Raw genomic sequence first — 19,411 nt, forward strand, 5'->3', positions numbered from 1 at the left:
ACAGGCCGCAAAATGGAATTTATAACGAGTACGGCAGGAACGCTGAAAGTGGCGCTGGTCGGTGCCGGTCAGGTGGCGGAAAAGGTCCATGCGGCCTGTTACCGCCAGCTTCCGGGGCTTGAGCTGGTGGCTGTCGTGGACTGCGATAGGGCGCGCGCGCAGGCATTTGCAGAGCGTAACGGTATCGCCCGCGCCTGTACCTCGCTGGAAGAAATGCTGGAAACTGAACATCCCGATATCGTCAGCATTTGTACGCCCAACCTTTTCCATCATCAGCAGGTGATCACGGCATTGCGGCACGGCTGTCATGTGTTCTGTGAAAAACCACCGGCTATGAGCGCCGCACAGGCGCTGGAAATGTGGCAGGCAGCAGAACAGGCCGGACGGTTACTGGCCTATGATTTTCACCACCGTTTCGCCGAAGATGCACGCATTTTACGCGCAAAAGTCACAGCCGGTGAACTGGGTGAGGTCTATGTCACCACCGCACGGGCACTACGCCGCTGCGGTGTGCCCGGCTGGGGAAATTTTACGGATAAAACGCAGTCCGGCGGCGGACCGCTGATCGACATCGGCATTCATATGCTGGATGCCGCCCTCTACGTGCTCGGTTTTCCGGCGGTACGCAAGGTGACCGCACAGATGTTTCAGAAAATCGGCAACCGTAAAAGTGAAGGGCAGTTCGGACGCTGGGATCCGCAGAAATACAGCGTGGAAGATTCGGTATTTGCCGCTATTGAGTTTTGCAACGGCGGGTTGCTGCGTCTGGAAACTTCGTTTGCGCTGAACATACAGCCACAGTCGGTCATGAACGTTGAGTTTTGCGGTGATAAAGCCGGTGCCACGCTGTTTCCTGTACAGGTATATACCGATGAAAAGGGCGAACTGGTGAGGTTATTCCACCGGGACGTTGCTGACGATCAACGCCATGCACGCAGCGTTCAGGCATTTGTCGGGGCAGTGCGCGGAGACAGGGCAGATGTTGCAAATGCTGAACAGGGATACCGGGTCCAGCAACTGGTGGCGGCAATCTATGCGTCGGCAGAGTCGGGAGAGAGTGTGTATTTATGATCCAGCCTCAGATCCTGCCCGAAGCACCGTTTTCACCCCATCGCCTGAATAAGTACGCGAGCCTGCATGCCTGTGGCAATGGCCGGATTGGCATCCGTGGCTGTCACGAGGAAGCCTATACCGACCAGCAGCGGGGCATGTTTGTCGCGGGTTTTTATCACCGCGCGAATGCGACGGAAGTCACCGAACTGGTCAATCTGCCGGATATTACCGGCATGCGTATTGAGCTGAACGGCGAAAGTTTATCGTTGCTTTCCGGCACCCTGATTGCCTGTCAGCGCGAACTGCGCACCATGAACGGCGAGCTTTACCGCGAACTGGTGTGGCAGTCGCCCGCCGGGCAGCGGTTCAAAATCGAAACCCGTCGTTTTGTGGCGCTTTCTCCGCTGATGCTGGTGGCGAGCCGTTTAACGGTCACCGCACTGGATACTGACGCGCATCTGTGCGTCAGTACCGGCATGGATGCCACGCAGACCAACAGCGGCAGGCAGCATCTGAACGAGCGCTCGGTGCGGGTTTTCGATCAAAACGTTTTACAGGGTTGGTATGAGACCACAGACGGCCAGCAGCAGGCGGTCATCACCAGCCAGTGCCTGTTTCCCGCCCGCGCCAGCAGCAGTTTTTCGGCGAAAAACCGTCAGTTATTACAACATATCGGCCTGCCGTTATCTGCCGGTGAAGCGGTCACGCTGGAGAAATTCAGCTGGATTGCCACATCGCTCGATGCGGACTTCCTGCCTGAAAACACCTTCGCTGCACGCTGCCTGGAAGCCTTAACGGTGCATGCACAGCAAGGTTACGGACAACTGCTGATGGAAAATACCCGTCACTGGCAGCATTACTGGCAGGCATCGCGGGTCTGCGTGGCGTCAGATCATCCACAGGATCAGCGTGCACTGGATTTTGCGCTTTATCACCTGAAGCTGATGATCCCGGCGCATGATGCGCGTGCCAGTGTGGCGGCGAAAGGACTGACCGGCGAAGGCTATAAAGGGCATGTATTCTGGGATACCGAAATATTTATCCTGCCTTTTGCGCTGCTGAATGCGCCCGGACAGGCGCGAAAACTGCTGGAATACCGCTATCGGAATCTGGTGCAGGCGCAGGAGAAAGCCAGATGTAACGGCTATCAGGGGGCGCTGTTCCCGTGGGAAAGTGCGTTCAGCGGGAAAGAGGAAACGCCGGAATTCGCGGCGATCAATATCCGTACCGGTCAGCGGCAACGGGTGGCATCAGCGTTAGCTGAGCATCATCTGGTGGCGGATATCGCCTATGCCACGGTGGGCTATTTTCAGGCCACGCGCGACGCTGAATTTATGCAACAAATGGGGCTGGCGTTGCTGAAAGAGACAGCCCTGTTCTGGATGAGCCGCACTGAACGGCGTGGGGACCGGTGGGTAATTCTCAATGTCATCGGGCCGGATGAATATACCGAACATATTGATAATAATGCGTTTACCAATTATATGGCGCAGTACAACGTCCAGGAAGCCTGCCGGTATTTGCAGGCATTTAATCACCAGGATGCTGCATTTTTCACACAGGCGGAAGATTTCCTGACGCACCTGTACCTGCCGCAGCCCGATGCGCAGGGCGTGATCGCGCAGGATGATTCCTTTCTCAGCAAACCTCAGTGCGACCTGACTCCCTATAAATCCCGGCAGGGTACACAGGCCATTTTGCTGGACTATTCCCGTGCAGAAATCAACGAGATGCAGATCCTCAAACAGGCCGATGTGGTCATGCTCATGCAACTGCTGCCCGCGCAGTTCACGCCACAATGCCAGGCTGCCAATCTCCGTTTTTATGAACCGCGTACGATTCATGATTCTTCGCTGAGCAAATCGGTGCATGCGATTGTTGCCGCCCGGACCGGGCAAACAGCGCAGGCATTGCAGTTTTACCGCGAGGCGTGCCGCATCGATCTGGGCGAGGAACCTCATTCTTCGGATGACGGCATTCATGCGGCAGCCGCTGCGGCTATCTGGACAGGGGCACTGATGGGGTTTGCGGGGCTGGATTATCAGTCAGGTGAGCTGCATTTTTGGCCCTCACTGCCGCAGGGCTGGACGCGGTTGCAGTTCCCCCTGAACTGGCGCGGAACGCGCCTGATGGTCACCCTCGAACCACAGCAATTTATTCTCAGCAAAACGGATGCCCGGCCGCTGAAGGTCTGGATCAACGGCATCTCTCATATGTTTACGGAAAGCCTCGTTCTGGAAGGATCTCATGATGAAAACTAAACCCCTGCTGCCGCGTGCCGTCATTTTTGACCTCGACGGTGTGGTGGTGGATACCGCCCATCTGCACTTTATGGCCTGGCAACGGCTGGCGCAGCGCATCGGGATCCACATTGATACTGGGTTTAATGAGCAGCTCAAAGGCGTCAGTCGTCAGGGATCACTGCTGAGGATCCTCGCCTCGGGCGGAAAAACCGGGAGTTTTACGCAGGCCGAATGTGACGCAATGGCTGCTGAGAAAAATGCTGATTATGTCGGCTTACTTGCCGGACTGACCACGACGGATATTTTGCCGGGGATGGGGGAATTGCTGCATACGCTGCACGAGCAGGGTGTGCTTACCGGTCTGGCTTCCGTTTCACAAAATGCCCCGCGGGTGCTGAGGGCGCTGGGACTGGAGCAGGCTTTCAATTATGTCGCGGACACCCGCCGTATCAAGCATTCCAAACCCCATCCGGAAATTTTTCTCAACGTTTGCGAGGCGCTGAATATCTCGCCGCAACATGCCGTTGGGATTGAGGATGCGCAGGCGGGCATTGATGCCCTGCGTGCCGGCGGTATTTTCGCCATAGGCATTGGTGCGACGCTGGAAGGGGCAAATTACCGTCTGGCTTCTACTGAGGGGCTGTCTTGGGCGGTTATCCGGCAGCAATGGTTGCGTCATCACGCTGACATTTAAGGGAAAATTATGGCTCAGATTACACTGCAACACATTCAGAAAATTTACGACAAGCAGGTTCACGTGGTGAAGGATTTTAATCTGGAGATCGCGGATAAAGAATTTATCGTGTTTGTCGGCCCCTCCGGCTGCGGAAAATCCACGACCCTGCGCATGATCGCGGGGCTGGAGGAAATATCTTCCGGCGATCTGCTGATCGACGGCGTGCGGATGAACGACGTCGCGCCGAAAGATCGCGAGATCGCCATGGTATTTCAGAACTATGCGCTGTATCCGCATATGTCGGTGTACGACAACATGGCGTTTGGCCTGAAGCTGAGAAAAATTGCGCCGGAGGAAATCAGCCAGCGGGTGAAATATGCGGCGCAGATCCTCGGGCTGAATGAGTACCTGGCGCGACGTCCGGGGGCATTATCCGGCGGCCAGCGTCAGCGGGTTGCGCTCGGGCGTGCCATTGTGCGGGATGCCAAAGTCTTTTTAATGGACGAACCGCTGTCGAATCTTGATGCCAAGCTGCGGGTACAGATGCGTGCTGAAATCAGCAAGTTGCATCATAAACTCAATACGACAATGATTTATGTCACTCATGATCAGACCGAAGCCATGACCATGGCAACGCGGATTGTGGTCATGAAAGACGGCGTTATCCAGCAGGTTGGCGCGCCTAAGACGGTCTATAACCATCCGCAAAATATGTTTGTGGCCGGTTTTATTGGTTCTCCGGCGATGAACTTTATCCGCGGCGCGCTGGATGGTGACTTTTTCGTGACGGAAAGCCTGCGTATTCCGGTGTCTGAAGACAAACTGGCGATACTGAATACGCAGGGTTATCAGCGTAAACCGCTGGTACTCGGTATCCGACCTGAGGATATTGCCGGTGCGGAGCAGCAGAGTGCACATTTTGATGCGCGAATTACAGTGGCTGAACTGACCGGTGCAGAATTTATGTTGTATTGCTCGGTTGGCGGTCATGAGTTTGTTTGCCGTTCAAACGCGAATACCGATTATCAGGCCGGGCAATTATTACCCCTGCGCTTTGATATAAATAAATGTCATTTCTTTGATGGTGACACAGAGCAAGTGATTGCCGCAGATTAATAATCCATTTCACTAACATGTATAAATAATACGAATTTTAAAAGAGGTTAGCTGTTTTTAATATCCATCCGTCCCTACTGTAAAAGGAATTATTATAATGAAAATAAAAGTGGCTGCCGCATTATTATGCGGCGCAGTCTGCTCGTCGGCTTTTTCCGCTGAGAGCGAAAGCGTGAATAAAAATGAAGATCATAACTCACCGGAAATGCTGACACCGGTACCGATCGGCAACGCAGCGTTACCTGCCGAACCCTGGCAGGTGCAGATCGGTGCCATGCAGGAAACTGAGAACACAGAAGGTCAGGGCGATAAAGACGGCGCTTATGAACCCACGGTATTTGTTAACTTCAGCAAAGGGAAGTGGAACTTATACGGCGCGTTTTATCAGGAAGATCATAATGTTGATTATTCCCAAAACACACGCAGCGACTGGTTTAATCAGGTTGAATTCGATGCGCATTATCAGTTTGCCGATAATGCAGATTATGCACTGGGGCTGATGCTCGGTTTCAGGAACTACCAGTGGCAATATAATGAAGATAAGAAGAAAGAGGGCAGTTCTTATAATACCCAGCGTTATACCATTCAGCCAGACTGGTCGGTTTCACTCAGTCCTGCGTTGAAATATAACGGCTGGATGGCGTTGTATAATTATTATAATAGTATGGATGATAACGGCTATCTGAATAAAGAGCTTGAAGGTGAGACGGGTTTGAAATACAGCTTCACCGACGATATCGCAATGCAGGTCAGTTATTATTTAGATCGCGGATGGAATACCGGTGACAGCCAGCGTGGCGAATTCGCCAAACAGGAGGCGCGTATCTATTTGCCGGTGAGTGTCGATCTGTTCTCCGGCGGGAAAACCGTGCTTACACCTTATGCCCGCCGGACGCTGGATACCTATTATTACAATGATGACCGCGCAGAGCGTGAGGGCGAAACTGATACGCGATTCGGGCTGTTAATCAATCAGCCTTTACCTAACGGTTTTGCCATCTCACTGGAATATGCCTACGAATTGCAGCTGCACGATAATACCGATGCCAGCGCCAATGCGAAGACCAAATTCCATTATACCGGTGTCGGTGTGACCTATTCTTTCTGATGCCTCTCATCCCCAACCGGAAGCCGTTTTTCCGGTTGGGGTTTTTATTTTCTGGCCGCGAGCGGTATGGCGGAATGATTCACCACCAATTGGGTCGGCACCAGCGTGCGGGAGTGAGTGCCGGGGCGGTCAAAAATTTTATCGAATAATAAACCGCAACCCTGACAGCCTAACTCGCGGATAGGAATTTCAATGCCAGTAAGCCCCGGAGAAAGGAGGGGGGAAATATTGTCACTGCTGTAACCGGTGATGGAAATTTCGTCGGGGATGATCTTTTTCTGTTCATGGGTCGCACGGTAAATGCTCATGACTTTCACGGCATCGGTGGCGAAAACGGCTGTCGGCGGACGGGCACATTGCAATAATGTTGTCGCCGCCAGATAGGCACTTTCTGTGGTATAACCGCCGTCAATCATCAGGTCGGGTTGCACGGGCAGACCGGCATCCTGCATGGCGCGCTTATATCCCGCAAGACGATCAATGGATACGTGGTAATCCAGCGGCGCGTGCAGGCAGGCAATATCCTGGTGACCGAGCGAAATAAGATGTTCTGTCAGCCGGTAGCTGTCCTGAAAATTATCGGTATCGACGGAGAAAACGTGCTGATACGTTCCTTCAATATTGCCAATCACCATCACCGGCACCTGACAATTATCCAGTTGCTCCAGGATATATTCATCGGCAGGCGAACTGAGCATTATCACGCCTTTCACCATTTTTTCAGTTATTTTCGCGACACACTTTTGCAAATCTTCTTCGCTATTTTTGGATGTTTGCAAAATAACATCAAAACCCTCTTCTTCAGCTCTCAGGGCAATGGATTGCAATATTTCGGAGAAGAAAGGGTTACCGGCGGTGGTTTTGGTCGAACGGGTGGAAATCACCAGAATCGCATCAAAACCTTTGGACGTCAGCGCCCGCGCAAGTTTACTTGGCTGATAATTCAGTGTGCGGATGGCATCCAGCACGCGCTCCCGGGCATCTGGCGAAATATTGGTCTGGTTGGTGATAACTCTGGAAACGGTAGACTTGGACACTTTTGCCAGACGGGCAATATCATAAATAGTGACTGCCACAATATATGCACCTCAAATATCCGTATTAAGGACGGGATAGGGATAATACGGGGCAGGTCTGAGGTTGTCCATTTTCCCCAGACCCGATGTGGCGGTTTGTTACTCGTCTAATTTCAGCGGCGGCAACTGCGCAAAAATACTCAGCAGGCCTTCGCCCCAGCCTTTGCGGATCATGTCGAAATACGGATGTGTTTCGGTGATCCGGTGCTGTTGCGCGGCGTTGAAACTGTCTGTCGGATAGGTCATCACATCCAGTGGCAGGCCGACGGAAAGATTGCTGCGTAATGTGGAATCCATCGAAATCAGCGCACATTGCATGGCCTGATCCAGCGCGGTGTCGTAACTCAGTACGCGATCGATAATCGGTTTGCCGTACTTACTTTCACCAATCTGGAAATACGGCGTGTCGTGCGTGGCTTCGATGAAATTCCCCTGCGGATAAATGTGGAACAGCCGCTGGCCCTCCCCCTTAATCTGGCCACCGAGCAACAGGTTGCAGCTGAAATCCGTGTTGCCGCCCTGGTTTGCGCCGCTGTCACGCGCAATCACTTCACGCACCGTTTCACCCAGCAGGCTGGCGGCATCGTAGAGCGATTTCACGTTCAGCAGATTTTCCCGCTCATCATCTACACAGCGGCGATGCAGCAGACTGATAATACTCTGTGTGGTCGCCAGATTTCCGGCGCTCTGAATCACCAGCACGCGTTCATCGCTTTGATGAAAAACATGCAGCTTACGGAAGGTGGAAATATGGTCCACTCCGGCATTGGTGCGTGAATCTGAAACAAACACCAGGCCAGAGGACAAGCGCATGGCCACACAGTAAGTCATAAAAATGTTTCCTCAGGGATTCAGGGTCATTGCGGAACGTCAAGCATAGCAACGGCCGCGACAGTACGCATATCTTCGCTTCCTCCGCCCAACCGGATACCGCGGACCGGGCATGCATCAAGATAATCTATGCCGATAGCCAGTTTCAAATGCTGATTCGGTTTGCAGGTGTTGTTGGTGACATCAAAGCTCTGCCAGCGGTCATCCAGCCAGGCTTCCGCCCAGGCGTGCATCGCCACATGCGTTGAATCTTCCGAGTAAAGATAGCCGCTGACGTAGCGCGCCGGAATGCCCAGGCTGCGGCAACAGGCGAGGAAAACGTGCGTGTGATCCTGACATACGCCCGTTTGTGCGGAAAAGGCTTGTGAGGCGCTGTCTTTTACCGTGGTGCTGCCGGGGTTGTAAGGCATTTTCAGCAACAACTCGCCCATCAGGTTGCACAGACTTTCGTGCTGCGCCTGTGGCCGGTAATAACGGCTGGCGAAATCGCGGATCGCGCCATCCGCCAGCGTCAGCGGGCTGGTGCGCAAAAACACCAGTGGCGAGAGATGTCCGCAATGGTCGTCCTCGGTATTGTCTTCTATCTCGACCACACCGTTGGCTTCAATGGTGATCGCCTGATGAGGCTGATCGAGCGTCAGGACATGCAACACGTTGCCGTAGGCATCCAGCGTGCGGGTGGCGTATTCCGGCAAAGTCAGATCCCATGACAAAATCTTCTGATGGCTGGAATCCTGCGGCGTGAGGCGCAGATATTGCGTGCTGTGTTTAACTTGTTGTGCATAGCTGTAATGCGTCTGATGCGTGACATTCAGTTTCATTATTGAGCCTCCAGATAGGTTTGATGAATGCTCTCAGCGATGGCATTGGTCTGATCCAGAAACTGCATTAACCACGGGCTGAGACCCATTTCAACGATCTCGTCCATTTCAGTGAAACGAAGCTGAGCGTGCAGGGTATGGACACGGCGGCGTGGCAGATTGCCTGCGCTACCCCCGATTTCTTCAAGCTGTTCAGCCATGATTTCGACACAGGAAAGTAAGGATCGCGGTAATTCGCGGCGCAGTATCAGCAGCTCTGCAATATGTTTCTGGCTGAGTTGCTGCTTGTAAAGTGTGTGGAATGCCTCGCGGGCGCTGACCGCACGCAGCAGGGTATCCATCCGGTAATATTCGCGCACCGGATCTTCATCAGCATTCAGCAACTGATTTTTGGCATCCAGCAAACGGGCGGTACTGTCTGCACGCTCAAGCATGGTGCCGAGACGGATAAAGTTCAGGGCATCACTGCGCAGTAATGTACCGAACATGGCACCGCGGAACAGGTGTGAGCGCTCTTTAACCCAGTCGAAGAAAGCGTCCGCACCGGCAGAACCCACGCCCTGACGGCGGATCAGTTTCATCTCGATCCAGGTGGCATTAATGCTTTCCCAGACTTCAGAAGAGAGGCTGCCGCGCACCGCATGCGCATTGTTCCAGGCCATTTGCAGACAACTGAAAATGCTGCTGTGGTTGGAACTGTCCAGCGCGAAGAAGTTGAGCAGATTGCCCATGGATTCTTGCGGATAATGTTCGTTGAATAATGTCCGTGTGCCGGTCATGGTCAGCGGCACCAGCAAATCATTGTTTTCATCGCGTGCGTTGACGTCACGAATCGACATCAGCGACAGCTTATTGGTCACGTCCAGCAGGCGTGCAATATTCTCGGCGCGTTCCAGATAACGCGCCATCCAGTACAGTTCGCTGGCTGTTCTGCTTAGCATGCGTCATCCTCCGTCGGATTCTCTTCCAGTACCCAGGTGTCTTTGGTGCCGCCGCCCTGAGATGAGTTCACGACCAGCGAGCCTTCAGCCAGCGCCACGCGGGTTAATCCACCCGGTACCAGCCGGATTTCCGCACCGCTCAGGGCAAAAGGCCGCAGGTCGATATGACGCGGAGCCAGCCCGTCCCCCACGAAAGTCGGGCAGGTGGAAAGCGCCAGCGTTTCCTGTGCGATGTAGTTTTCCGGGCGGGTGCGCAGTAATTCGCGGAAGCGTTCAATTTCCGCTTTACTGGCCGTCGGGCCAATCAGCATGCCGTAACCGCCTGCACCATGAACCTCCTTCACCACCATTTTTTCCAGATTCGCCAGCACGAAAGACAGATCGCTTTCCTTGCGGCATTGCCAGGTCGGCACATTATTGAGGATCGGATCTTCGGCCAGATAGTAGCGGATCATATCCGGCACATACGGGTAGATCGATTTGTCGTCCGCCACGCCGGTGCCGATCGCATTGGCCAGCACCACGCCGCCAGAGCGATACACGGAAAGCAAACCCGGTACGCCGAGCATCGAGTCGGCGCGGAACGCCAGCGGATCAAGGAATGCGTCATCGATACGCCGGTAAATCACGTCAATTTTGCACGGTCCGGCGGTGGTACGCATAAACACCGCGCCGTCTTTCACGAACAGATCGACGCTTTCCACCAGCTCAACGCCCATTTGCTGGGCAAGGAAACTGTGCTCAAAATACGCACTGTTAAAACGCCCCGGCGTGAGCACCACGACGGTCGGATCGTTGACGGTCGTGCTTTCGCGCAGGGTTTGCAGTAAATGGGAAGGGTAGCGGGAAACCGGTGCGATACGCTGCTCGGCAAACAATTCAGGATATAGCCGCATCATCATTTTGCGGTTTTCCATCATGTAAGACACGCCGGACGGCGTACGCAGGTTGTCTTCCAGCACGTAGTATTCGCCATCGCCTCCACGTACCATGTCGGTGCCGGCAATGTGCGCGTAAGTGTCCCGGTGAAGATCAATACCCTGCATGCACGGCTGATACTGATCGTTGGCCAGTACCTGTTCAGCGGGCACGATCCCCGCTTTGAGGATCTTCTGGTCATGATAAATATCATGCAAAAAGGCATTCAGCGCCTGAACCCGCTGACGGATCCCGCGATCGAGCATTTGCCATTCACTGGCCGGAATAATGCGCGGCACGCTGTCGAACGGGATCAGCCGTTCCGCGCCATCATCTTCGCCATAAACATTAAAGGTAATCCCCACCCGGTGAAACAACAGCGCGGCTTCCTCTTTTTTGCGCTGGACTGCCTGTTGATCGGCTTGCTGCAACCATTGCCAGTAGGCCTGATAATGGCTGCGGTGTTTGCCTTCAGCCATTAACATCTCATCAAAAAAGGGTGAATCGGAAAGGTCAATCTTGATCATCATCACCTCACAAACTGGACAGGCTGCAATTGAATCGTTCAATAACAATGAAGATCAGGCATAAAGTGTGCCAGCGTGCAAAACGGGCTGAAAAATGGGGGAAATGAGGCCGGTCTGCTTAATTATAGGGCGAGGTGAAGTTTGTTTGCCTGAAAATAGGGCAAAAAAAACCAGCCCGCAGGCTGGTCTGGTGCATCACTGACGCGGTTTAACGGCGGACGGCGATGGCTTCGATTTCGATTTTCACATCTTTTGGCAGACGGGCCACTTCTACGCAAGAACGGGCCGGGAATGGCGCATTATGCTCAGTGAAGAAGGCTTCGTAAGTGGCGTTAACGGTGGCAAAATCGTTCAGATCTTTTACGAAAACGGTCGTTTTCACGATATCTGACACTTTCAGGCCAGCGGCTTCCACGATCGCCTGAACGTTTTCCAGTGACTGACGCGCCTGTGCAGCAATGTCGTCAGCGACTGCACCGGTTTTAGGATCCACAGGGATCTGACCGGAAGTGATGATCATGCTGCCCAGATCCACACCCTGAACATAAGGACCGATAGCGGCCGGGGCGTTTTCAGTGCTGATTTCGCGGGACATAATGTCTCCTGATTTGAGTTAAGGGGAACGAGAAGTTATCCCCCAGTATAAAGGCTCAGTCGTTATTGAGCACCACCTGATGCTCAAACTCTTTCTCGCAGTATTTGCATTTCAGGTGCACGCCGTCTGCACGTTGTTTCACCGCAAAGCTGGAATCCACCGGTTCAAAACGGCTGATACAATTGCCGTTCGGGCAGCGCAGAACACCAACGATACGGTCCGGCAGCGTTGGCATCAGCTTTTTCACTACGTCGTAATTATCGATGCGGTTCACCGTCGCACGCGGTGCATACACCGCCAGCTGATTGACCTGTTCATCGGTCAGGAAGGTGTTTTCGATTTTAATGATGTCTTTACGGCCCAGCTCACCGGAAGGCAGATTCAGGCCAACGGTGACACGCTGCTCCGTTTGGGTAAACTTGAACAGAGACAGGAGCTTAAATCCGACCTGCGCCGGAATATGGTCGATGACCGTACCGCATTTGATCGCTTCAACCTGAAGTTTATTGTCGTGTGTCATAATCGTTTTCTCCTCAAGTTTACTGTGCAGTGTCTGCGTTCAGAACCAGCGCCAGCAAAGCCTGACGCGCAAAAATTCCGTTACCGGCCTGCTGGAAATACCAGGCATACGGCGTTTTATCGACATCCGGCGTGATTTCGTCGATGCGCGGCAGCGGGTGAAGCACTTTCAGGTGCGGCTGAGCATCCGTCAGGTCAGCCGCCCGCAGGACAAACTGCGCTTTCACGTTGGCGTATTCCGACGGATCAAGACGCTCTTTTTGCACGCGGGTCATGTACAGAATGTCGATTTCAGAGACCACTTCATCAATGCTGCTGTGCAGGCTGTATTCGATGCCTTTCTCTTCCAGTAACGTCAGGATATACCCCGGCATCGCCAGCGCATCCGGTGCGATAAAGTAGAATCGGTTGCCGTTAAATTTTGCCAGCGCCTGCGCCAGTGAATGCACCGTGCGGCCATATTTCAGGTCACCGACCATGGCGATTTTGATGTTATCGAGACGCCCCTGCGTTTCCTGAATGGTGAACAAATCCAGCAGGGTTTGTGTCGGATGCTGGTTCGCACCGTCACCGGCGTTGAGTACCGGAATACCGCCGGAGAATTCGGTTGCCAGACGTGCCGCGCCTTCCTGCGGATGACGCATCACAATCGCATCGACATACGTACTGATAACCGAAATGGTATCGGCCAGTGTTTCACCTTTTTTACCGAGCGATGTGTTGCTGCTGTCGGAGAAACCGACCACTGAGGCTCCCAGACGATGCATTGAGGTTTCAAATGACAGGCGCGTACGGGTTGAGGCTTCGAAGAAACAACTGGCGATCACTTTGTGTTTCAGCAATTCAGGCTGCGGGTTGGCTTTCAGGCTGGCAGCGGTATCGAGTACCAGTTCCAGCTCTTCGCGGCTGAGATCGTTGATAGAAATGATGTCTTTCTGATACAGCGGATTAGCCATAGTCATTCTCCTGTGCTTTACGTATAAAAGTGTGGCGCTCAAATTCCGGACAAAAAAAAGCCCCTCAATGAGGGGCTTTCAGTAAAACGGTAATACCACGGGAGAACAACGGCAGCGGGCTGCCTGACGGCACAGTGTTTGGTCGATGATCTGAGCACAAAACATGGCGATTTTTCATGGGTTCTCCCGACAAATTGTCGCGCATTATACGCGGGTCATTGACGACATCAAGCGGAAAAATACCTTGCAGGCAATCGATTGGTATGACGGAAAACGGAGACAAAAACTGTTAACTGGATCAAAGGGTGTAGCCTTTGCGTGCATTATCATGTGCAGGCATTGAAACACTATTTCATTTTCACATTAGCGAAGGGAATACCATGATAACCGGCAATATTAACCAACTGCATCTTGTCCCTTATCTGCCCGCTGAACTGCGCGAGGCCATTGAATACGTTAAACAACACATCACACCACAGACGCCGCTGGGCAAACACGATATCCGTGGCGACGACGTCTTTGTGCTGATTTCCAATGATTCGACGGCACCGCAGGCTGAACGCCGTGCTGAATTCCACGCGCGTAATCTGGATATTCAGATTGTGCTGAACGGCACAGAAGGCATGACATTCAGCAATTTACCGGCAGGGTATGTCGATACCGACTGGCTGGAAGATAAAGACATTGCGTTCCTGGCTGCCGGCGAGCAGGAAAAAACCATGATCATGCAGACCGGTGACTTCGTGGTGTTTTATCCGGGCGAAGTGCATAAACCCCTGTGCGCCGTCGGCGAACCGGCCAACGTACGTAAAGCCGTGGTGAAAATGAACGTCAGCGCATTGTCCGCTTAATGCCTATTGTGTAGCGCTTTGTGCGCTTGATCAGCTTCATCCGCCAGCGACGCAGCCTGCCGAGGCGTTCCGGCGCTTTGAGTTTGTGTTTGATCCACACCACCTGCCACGGCCGGAGACGCATCTGGCCGTTAAACACTTCTCCGCCAATCAGATCCTTCCCCTCGACTGCCAGCTTCAACATCTGAGAATGATCGCTGATATTGAATATGCAGCTGATCCGGTCTTCAGTTTTTGGATCATAGCGTTCCATCGCAAACAGGGATTTGCCCAGATCAAACACGCGCTGGCCAGCCTGTGGTGAAAACGCCGGATGTTCGCGGCGGTGCCTGATGAGTGTCTGTAACCCGTAAAAAATGCGGGCACGCAAGCCGTCTTTTTTTTCCAGTTCAGCTTCAAGGGTCGTCAGATCCAACTTTTTACGGTTGATACGGCGGTTGATCCCGGACTGGTGCATGCCGTCGAGATCGTTCTCACTGCCCAGCAGGCTGTGAATATAAATCGCCGGGACGCCGATAAACGACAGCAACAGCGCCTGGGCTGCCAGAAACTTGCGGGCTTTCATTTCGGTACTGTCTTCCGGCTCGGTCAGCGCGCTCAGGTAATTAATGTTCAGTTCGTAAGGGGAATGCGTGCCGTCACCGTTGTCTTTATAGGATACGCGGCCTTCCTTACGCAGTGTCTCCTGCGCCATGTATTTACGTTCGTCATCGGTCAGGAAGGTTTCGGTCGGGCGTAAACCGATGCCGTCGTGGCTGGCAAGGAAGTTGAAATAGGTGGTGTCCGGGTAACGCGCTTCTGCATTCAGGCTCTTCGCCCACTGGGTCAGTGTGGTGGTGTCCTGACGCAGAAAAGCGTACAAGGTCAGCGGCGGCAGCGGGAACTGATACACCATATGTGCCTCGTCACCTTCGCCGAAATAACTGATATTTTCGTGATGCGGGACGTTGGTTTCCGTAATGATCCGCGTGCCGGGGATCACTTCATCGAGAATGGTGCGCCAGACTTTAATAATATTGTGCGCCTGAGGCATATGAATGCAGCGCGTCCCGGCTTCCTTCCAGATATAGCCAATCGCATCAAGGCGGATCGACTGCCCGCCGCTGGCGGCGTACTGCAACAGCACATCAATACTTTCCAGTAAAACCTGAGGATTTTTGAAATTAATATCCACCTGATCTTCACTGAACGTCGTCCACAGATATAACTCGGTGCCGTCGGTTTTGATAAATGGTGAGAGCAGCGGTGAAGCGCGCGGGCGTACGACGCGGCTGTAATCCAGCTCAGGATTAGCGGCAATAAAGTAATCTTTGTAATACGGATCGTCATGCAGATAGCCTTTCATCCACTCGCTTGAGCGTGAAATATGATTGATCACGCAGTCAAACATCAGGTTGAAATTGGCCGAAAGGTGATGAATATCTGACCAGCCGCCGAGATGTTCATCGATCCGCCGGTAGTCAATGACGCTGAATCCATCGTCCGAACTGTAGGGATACATCGGCAGTATATGGATATCACTGATGATGTCGCGCAGATAGGTGTTGGCGAAGTGATTGAGCGTCGCCAGCGGTGGTTGCTCGCCGTGACGGATATTATCGCCATAAGTAATCAGATAAACGTTGGTGCCATCCACCCAGCCGGTGGTGCGGTGTTTGCCGTAATTCCATTTGTCGGCGAGATGCAGGATTTTTTTCAGCAGGTCGGCGATGTGTTCCCGGGGGTAAATCCTGCTTAGCAGGCTTTCCAGCCGCAGAACATACTCAAGATTCACTGAGCTCATATCGGTTCCTTCTTCTGCATTTTTGTTTTTTTGATGAAACGCTTTAAAAAGGTTAGTTGAAAATGCGGTCTTCTGACGGGAACGGGCGGGATAAAGTGCAAAATGATGTAAAGATTACGGCGTGCAGGAAAGTTAGCCTTGCTGCACGCCGGGAAAAATCAGTGGTTAGCGAGCGTGGCAACCATTACCGCTTTGATCGTGTGCAGACGATTTTCCGCCTGATCAAACACTACGCTGTGGCGGGATTCAAAGACGTCATCGGTGACTTCCATCCCCCCGTGCAGGCCATACTCTTCTGCCATTTGTTTGCCAAGTGTGGTCTGGTCGTCATGAAATGCCGGCAGGCAGTGCAGGAATTTCACCTGCGGATTGCCGGTCAGCGCCAGCATCGCGCTGTTCACCTGATAAGGACGCAGCAGATTAATGCGTTCTTTCCACACTTCTTTCGGCTCCCCCATGGAAACCCAGACGTCGGTGTAAAGGAAATCAGCATCTTTCACGCCGGTTGCGATATCTTCGGTCAGGGTGATGCTGCCGCCGTTTTCTTTCGCCAGATGTTCACAGGTGGCGACCAGTTCGGCTTCCGGCCAGCAGGCCGAAGGCGCAACAAGGCGCAAATCCAGTCCGCATAACGCCGCAGCCTCCAGCAGGGAATTGCCCATGTTGTTACGGGTATCTCCCAGATAGGCCAGACGCATGCCTTTCAGCGGCTGGCCCGGCAGATGTTCCTGCATGGTCAGCAGATCAGCCAGCAGTTGTGTCGGGTGAAATTCGTTGGTCAGGCCATTCCATACCGGTACACCGGCATAGTGGGCCAGAATTTCCACTTTATCCTGCCCGTAACCGCGATACTGAATACCGTCGTACATGCGCCCGAGGACGCGGGCGGTATCTTTCATCGATTCTTTATGGCCGATCTGGCTGCCACTTGGGCCGAGATAGGTGACTTTTGCGCCCTGATCGTATGCGGCAACTTCGAAAGAGCACCGGGTGCGGGTTGAGTCTTTTTCGAAGATGAGCGCGATGTTTTTGCCTTGCAGACTGGCTTTTTCGGTGCCGTTCTTCTTAGCGGCCTTTAATTCTGCGGAGAGTTTCAGCAGTGACGAAATCTCTGACGGGGTAAAATCCAGTAACCTGAGAAAATGACGTTTACTCAACAAACTCATGATGTCGCTCCATAGCGCGTAAGCATTTCGGATTGAATTTAAATTCAATTTAACTGTATGAATATGCAAATACAACCCCGCAGTAAAAACTTTGTCGTTTATAGTGGAGACGCGCCCTGCGGTGTGTGAAAATAGCGTACAAACGTCACATTGATTGAGGACAGAGATATGGCAAACCGTGAATTGCTGGAAGAACAACGTGAAGAGACTCGCTTAATCATCGAAGAACTGCTGGATGATGGCAGTGATCCTGACGCGCTTTACACTATCGAACACCACTTATCTTCAGAGAAATTTGACGTTCTGGAGAAAGCGGCCGTTGAAGCTTTCAAACTGGGTTATGAAGTTACTGATGCTGAAGAGCTGGAAGTGGAAGACGGTTCAGTCGTGATGTGCTGTGATGTAATCAGCGAAATCGCGCTGAAAGCGGAGCTGATCGACACCCAGGTTGAGCAACTGATGAATCTGGCCGAAGCCAACGGCGTCAGTTATGACGGCTGGGGCACTTACTTCGAAGGCGATGACGACGAAGAAGGTGAAGACGGCGAAGATGAAGATTTTGTCGACGAAGATGATGACGGAAAGCGTCATTGATTTTTTCTGAATTTGAAACAAAAGGCTGCTGAATTAAGCAGCTTTTTTTATTTCTGCATAACCCCCTTCTCTTTGTGAGACGCCTCTCGTTTGGTAAATTTCATAAACCATAAGCAAAATATGGTTAAATTCAACACAGCTGCCAAAAGTTAACATACCAATTCTGAAAGATATTCTACCTCATGGTTTGGAGTCAGATTATGGCAGCCGTAAAGAAATTGTCTGTTATAGAAAAACTCGGTTTTGGTATGGGTGACGCCGCTTGCGGGATCGTTTATTCCTCGGTCACGATGTTTCTGACCTACTTTTATACTGATATTTACGGGCTCTCCGCCGCCGCTGTCGGGGTGATGTTTCTGGTTACGCGCATTCTGGATGCCGTGAGTGATCCGCTTACCGGCATTATCGCTGACCGTGTAAAAACCCGCTGGGGGCATTTTCGCCCGTGGCTGATATGGTTTGCCATTCCTTATGCAGTGCTGGCCGTAATGACCTTCACAACGCCTGATTTCGGTCATTCAGGCAAACTGCTTTACGCCTACATCACTTACTCATTGCTGATGCTGTGTTACACCTTTATCAATATTCCTTACTGCGCCCTGGGAGGCGTAATTACGACGGATGATAAAGACCGGCTCTCTGCACAATCTTATCGTTTTACCATCTCCTCTCTGGCCGGTTTACTGGTTTCTGTCGGCACCCTGTGGCTGGTGGATTATTTCGGTAAAGAAAATCTGCAGGCAGGATATCAGGCGACGATGGCGGTAATGGGCGCAATTGCTATTTGTATGCTGGTGTTTTGTTTTTGTTTCACTAAAGAACGGATCACGGCGGAGGATACCCGTGAGGTGTCGGTTCTCAGTGATTTGAAAAAGCTGCTGTCCAATGATCAGTGGCGTATTGTCGCCATCATTACCTTTTTCTCCAGTATGGCCGGGGTGATGCGCAGTTCCGCAACGTTGTATTACGCGACGTATCTGATGCTGGATAAGGGACAGAGTCTGATCAGTGGCACGGCGATGAAAAGTACGTTTATCACGACCAGCGTGGTCGGCACGATATTTGGGGCAATAGCAGCGGGATATTTTGCCCGGCGTTTTAGTACACTGACGATGTTTAAAAATATCAATTTGCTGTTGGTTCTGGCGGGCGTCGTGATGTTTTTTGTACCGCCGAAACTCCTGCCAGTAATTTTTCCGCTTTATTTCATTATCGGTTTTTTACACCAGATGTATCAGCCGTTTAAATGGAACATGATGGCCAATGCGGCGGATTATGGAGAATGGAAAACAGGACGTCGTATTACGGGCCTTTCTTTCTCCGGCAATCTGTTCGCGTTAAAACTGGGAATGGCCTTTGCGGGCGCTTTCGTCGGGTTCTCACTTGGCTGGTTTGGTTATCATGCGGGAGCAGAAACACAAACCGCTCTGGCGACCACGGGTATTATTGGTCTCCTGACCGTGGGGCCGTCGGTGTCCTATCTCATTCTTTATTTCCTTGCCCGTTTCTACAAACTCGACGATGCCACCATGAACAAAATCCAGAATGATCTGGCAAAACGCAGCACTGAGATCGCCGACAGGCAGGAAAATAAACCTGACCTGATCCCGGCGGGTCTGGTGGCGAAATAATGGAGA

At 52.5% G+C, this 19,411-nt stretch carries 18 protein-coding genes; 8 read left to right on the forward strand and 10 right to left on the reverse strand.

Going from position 1 to position 19,411, the window contains the following annotated elements; all coding sequences use genetic code 11:
- Window positions 1-12: 12 nt before the first annotated feature.
- The 5 genes from EVX52_RS20270 (at window position 13) to EVX52_RS20290 (ending at window position 6,196) form a co-directional block, all read left to right on the forward strand.
- Entirely contained in the window at window positions 13-1,071 is a 1,059-nt protein-coding gene (locus EVX52_RS20270) for a Gfo/Idh/MocA family protein (protein WP_129991998.1), read from the forward strand.
- Window positions 1,068-3,314, forward strand: a complete 2,247-nt coding sequence (locus EVX52_RS20275; protein ID WP_129991999.1) for a glycoside hydrolase family 65 protein — start codon at window positions 1,068-1,070, stop codon at window positions 3,312-3,314. Before EVX52_RS20270 ends, EVX52_RS20275 begins: the two co-directional genes overlap by 4 nt.
- A complete protein-coding gene (pgmB, locus tag EVX52_RS20280) occupies window positions 3,304-3,990 on the forward strand; it encodes a beta-phosphoglucomutase (protein WP_129992015.1) in 687 nt (228 codons plus the stop codon). The genes EVX52_RS20275 and pgmB overlap by 11 nt, the downstream gene beginning before the upstream one ends.
- Window positions 3,991-3,999: 9 nt before the next feature.
- A complete protein-coding gene (locus EVX52_RS20285; RefSeq protein WP_129992000.1) occupies window positions 4,000-5,088 on the forward strand; it encodes an ABC transporter ATP-binding protein in 1,089 nt (362 codons plus the stop codon).
- 97 nt (window positions 5,089-5,185) lie between these two features.
- A complete protein-coding gene (locus tag EVX52_RS20290; protein ID WP_129992001.1) occupies window positions 5,186-6,196 on the forward strand; it encodes an OmpG family monomeric porin in 1,011 nt (336 codons plus the stop codon).
- A gap of 44 nt (window positions 6,197-6,240) precedes the next feature.
- Here the strand turns inward: EVX52_RS20290 and EVX52_RS20295 are convergent, their stop codons facing one another.
- The 8 genes from EVX52_RS20295 to pyrB all read right to left on the reverse strand — a co-directional run bounded on the left by EVX52_RS20295 (window position 6,241) and on the right by pyrB (window position 13,380).
- On the reverse strand, window positions 6,241-7,272 hold the full coding sequence (locus EVX52_RS20295) for a LacI family DNA-binding transcriptional regulator (RefSeq protein WP_129992002.1): 1,032 nt from the start codon (window positions 7,270-7,272) through the stop codon (window positions 6,241-6,243).
- A gap of 99 nt (window positions 7,273-7,371) precedes the next feature.
- Entirely contained in the window at window positions 7,372-8,103 is a 732-nt protein-coding gene (locus EVX52_RS20300; RefSeq protein WP_129954670.1) for a proteasome-type protease, read from the reverse strand.
- A 26-nt stretch (window positions 8,104-8,129) separates the two neighbouring features.
- Entirely contained in the window at window positions 8,130-8,924 is a 795-nt protein-coding gene (locus tag EVX52_RS20305) for a transglutaminase family protein (protein WP_129954669.1), read from the reverse strand.
- Complete coding sequence (locus tag EVX52_RS20310; protein WP_129954668.1) at window positions 8,924-9,865, reverse strand: alpha-E domain-containing protein; 942 nt, start codon at window positions 9,863-9,865, stop codon at window positions 8,924-8,926. The genes EVX52_RS20305 and EVX52_RS20310 overlap by 1 nt, the downstream gene beginning before the upstream one ends.
- On the reverse strand, window positions 9,859-11,310 hold the full coding sequence (locus EVX52_RS20315; protein ID WP_129992016.1) for a circularly permuted type 2 ATP-grasp protein: 1,452 nt from the start codon (window positions 11,308-11,310) through the stop codon (window positions 9,859-9,861). The genes EVX52_RS20310 and EVX52_RS20315 overlap by 7 nt, the downstream gene beginning before the upstream one ends.
- A 208-nt stretch (window positions 11,311-11,518) precedes the next feature.
- Window positions 11,519-11,905, reverse strand: coding sequence for a 2-iminobutanoate/2-iminopropanoate deaminase (gene ridA / locus EVX52_RS20320; RefSeq protein WP_056776488.1), 387 nt, complete (start codon window positions 11,903-11,905; stop codon window positions 11,519-11,521).
- 55 nt (window positions 11,906-11,960) lie between these two features.
- Window positions 11,961-12,425: an aspartate carbamoyltransferase regulatory subunit gene (gene pyrI, locus EVX52_RS20325; RefSeq protein ID WP_013577172.1), complete on the reverse strand. Its 465-nt coding sequence runs from the start codon at window positions 12,423-12,425 to the stop codon at window positions 11,961-11,963.
- Between the two features lie 19 nt (window positions 12,426-12,444).
- Entirely contained in the window at window positions 12,445-13,380 is a 936-nt protein-coding gene (pyrB, locus tag EVX52_RS20330) for an aspartate carbamoyltransferase (RefSeq protein WP_129954667.1), read from the reverse strand.
- 380 nt (window positions 13,381-13,760) lie between these two features.
- Between pyrB and EVX52_RS20335 the strand changes: the two genes are divergently transcribed.
- Window positions 13,761-14,231 (forward strand): YhcH/YjgK/YiaL family protein, encoded by a 471-nt coding sequence (locus EVX52_RS20335; protein WP_129954666.1) that lies wholly within the window; start codon window positions 13,761-13,763, stop codon window positions 14,229-14,231.
- Here the strand turns inward: EVX52_RS20335 and EVX52_RS20340 are convergent.
- Window positions 14,212-16,014, reverse strand: a complete 1,803-nt coding sequence (locus EVX52_RS20340; RefSeq protein WP_129954665.1) for a sugar phosphorylase — start codon at window positions 16,012-16,014, stop codon at window positions 14,212-14,214. The two genes, EVX52_RS20335 and EVX52_RS20340, sit on opposite strands and share 20 nt — an antisense overlap.
- 158 nt (window positions 16,015-16,172) lie before the next feature.
- Window positions 16,173-17,180, reverse strand: coding sequence for an ornithine carbamoyltransferase (gene argF / locus EVX52_RS20345; RefSeq protein ID WP_129954664.1), 1,008 nt, complete (start codon window positions 17,178-17,180; stop codon window positions 16,173-16,175).
- Window positions 17,181-17,348: 168 nt separating this feature from the next.
- Between argF and rraB the strand changes: the two genes are divergently transcribed.
- Window positions 17,349-17,774 (forward strand): ribonuclease E inhibitor RraB, encoded by a 426-nt coding sequence (rraB, locus tag EVX52_RS20350; RefSeq protein WP_129954663.1) that lies wholly within the window; start codon window positions 17,349-17,351, stop codon window positions 17,772-17,774.
- A gap of 200 nt (window positions 17,775-17,974) precedes the next feature.
- On the forward strand, window positions 17,975-19,405 hold the full coding sequence (locus EVX52_RS20355) for a glycoside-pentoside-hexuronide (GPH):cation symporter (RefSeq protein WP_129954662.1): 1,431 nt from the start codon (window positions 17,975-17,977) through the stop codon (window positions 19,403-19,405).
- The last annotated feature ends 6 nt before the right edge of the window (window positions 19,406-19,411 follow it).

It is taken from the genome of Rahnella sp. CFA14(1/10), assembly GCF_004195095.1.
In the GTDB taxonomy this organism is placed as follows: Bacteria; Pseudomonadota; Gammaproteobacteria; order Enterobacterales; family Enterobacteriaceae; genus Rahnella; species Rahnella perminowiae.

Excerpts from the sequence above, each read along its gene's own strand:
- pyrI (WP_013577172.1), bottom strand. The coding sequence starts at position 12,425 with ATGACACACGACAATAAACTTCAGGTTGAAGCGATCAAATGCGGTACG.
- EVX52_RS20335 (WP_129954666.1), top strand. The coding sequence starts at position 13,761 with ATGATAACCGGCAATATTAACCAACTGCATCTTGTCCCTTATCTGCCC.
- argF (WP_129954664.1), bottom strand. The coding sequence starts at position 17,180 with ATGAGTTTGTTGAGTAAACGTCATTTTCTCAGGTTACTGGATTTTACC.
- EVX52_RS20270 (WP_129991998.1), top strand. The coding sequence starts at position 13 with ATGGAATTTATAACGAGTACGGCAGGAACGCTGAAAGTGGCGCTGGTC.
- EVX52_RS20285 (WP_129992000.1), top strand. The coding sequence starts at position 4,000 with ATGGCTCAGATTACACTGCAACACATTCAGAAAATTTACGACAAGCAG.
- EVX52_RS20315 (WP_129992016.1), bottom strand. The coding sequence starts at position 11,310 with ATGATCAAGATTGACCTTTCCGATTCACCCTTTTTTGATGAGATGTTA.
- EVX52_RS20340 (WP_129954665.1), bottom strand. The coding sequence starts at position 16,014 with ATGAGCTCAGTGAATCTTGAGTATGTTCTGCGGCTGGAAAGCCTGCTA.
- EVX52_RS20275 (WP_129991999.1), top strand. The coding sequence starts at position 1,068 with ATGATCCAGCCTCAGATCCTGCCCGAAGCACCGTTTTCACCCCATCGC.
- EVX52_RS20305 (WP_129954669.1), bottom strand. The coding sequence starts at position 8,924 with ATGAAACTGAATGTCACGCATCAGACGCATTACAGCTATGCACAACAA.
- EVX52_RS20310 (WP_129954668.1), bottom strand. The coding sequence starts at position 9,865 with ATGCTAAGCAGAACAGCCAGCGAACTGTACTGGATGGCGCGTTATCTG.
- EVX52_RS20355 (WP_129954662.1), top strand. The coding sequence starts at position 17,975 with ATGGCAGCCGTAAAGAAATTGTCTGTTATAGAAAAACTCGGTTTTGGT.
- ridA (WP_056776488.1), bottom strand. The coding sequence starts at position 11,905 with ATGTCCCGCGAAATCAGCACTGAAAACGCCCCGGCCGCTATCGGTCCT.
- pgmB (WP_129992015.1), top strand. The coding sequence starts at position 3,304 with ATGAAAACTAAACCCCTGCTGCCGCGTGCCGTCATTTTTGACCTCGAC.
- rraB (WP_129954663.1), top strand. The coding sequence starts at position 17,349 with ATGGCAAACCGTGAATTGCTGGAAGAACAACGTGAAGAGACTCGCTTA.
- EVX52_RS20300 (WP_129954670.1), bottom strand. The coding sequence starts at position 8,103 with ATGACTTACTGTGTGGCCATGCGCTTGTCCTCTGGCCTGGTGTTTGTT.
- pyrB (WP_129954667.1), bottom strand. The coding sequence starts at position 13,380 with ATGGCTAATCCGCTGTATCAGAAAGACATCATTTCTATCAACGATCTC.
- EVX52_RS20290 (WP_129992001.1), top strand. The coding sequence starts at position 5,186 with ATGAAAATAAAAGTGGCTGCCGCATTATTATGCGGCGCAGTCTGCTCG.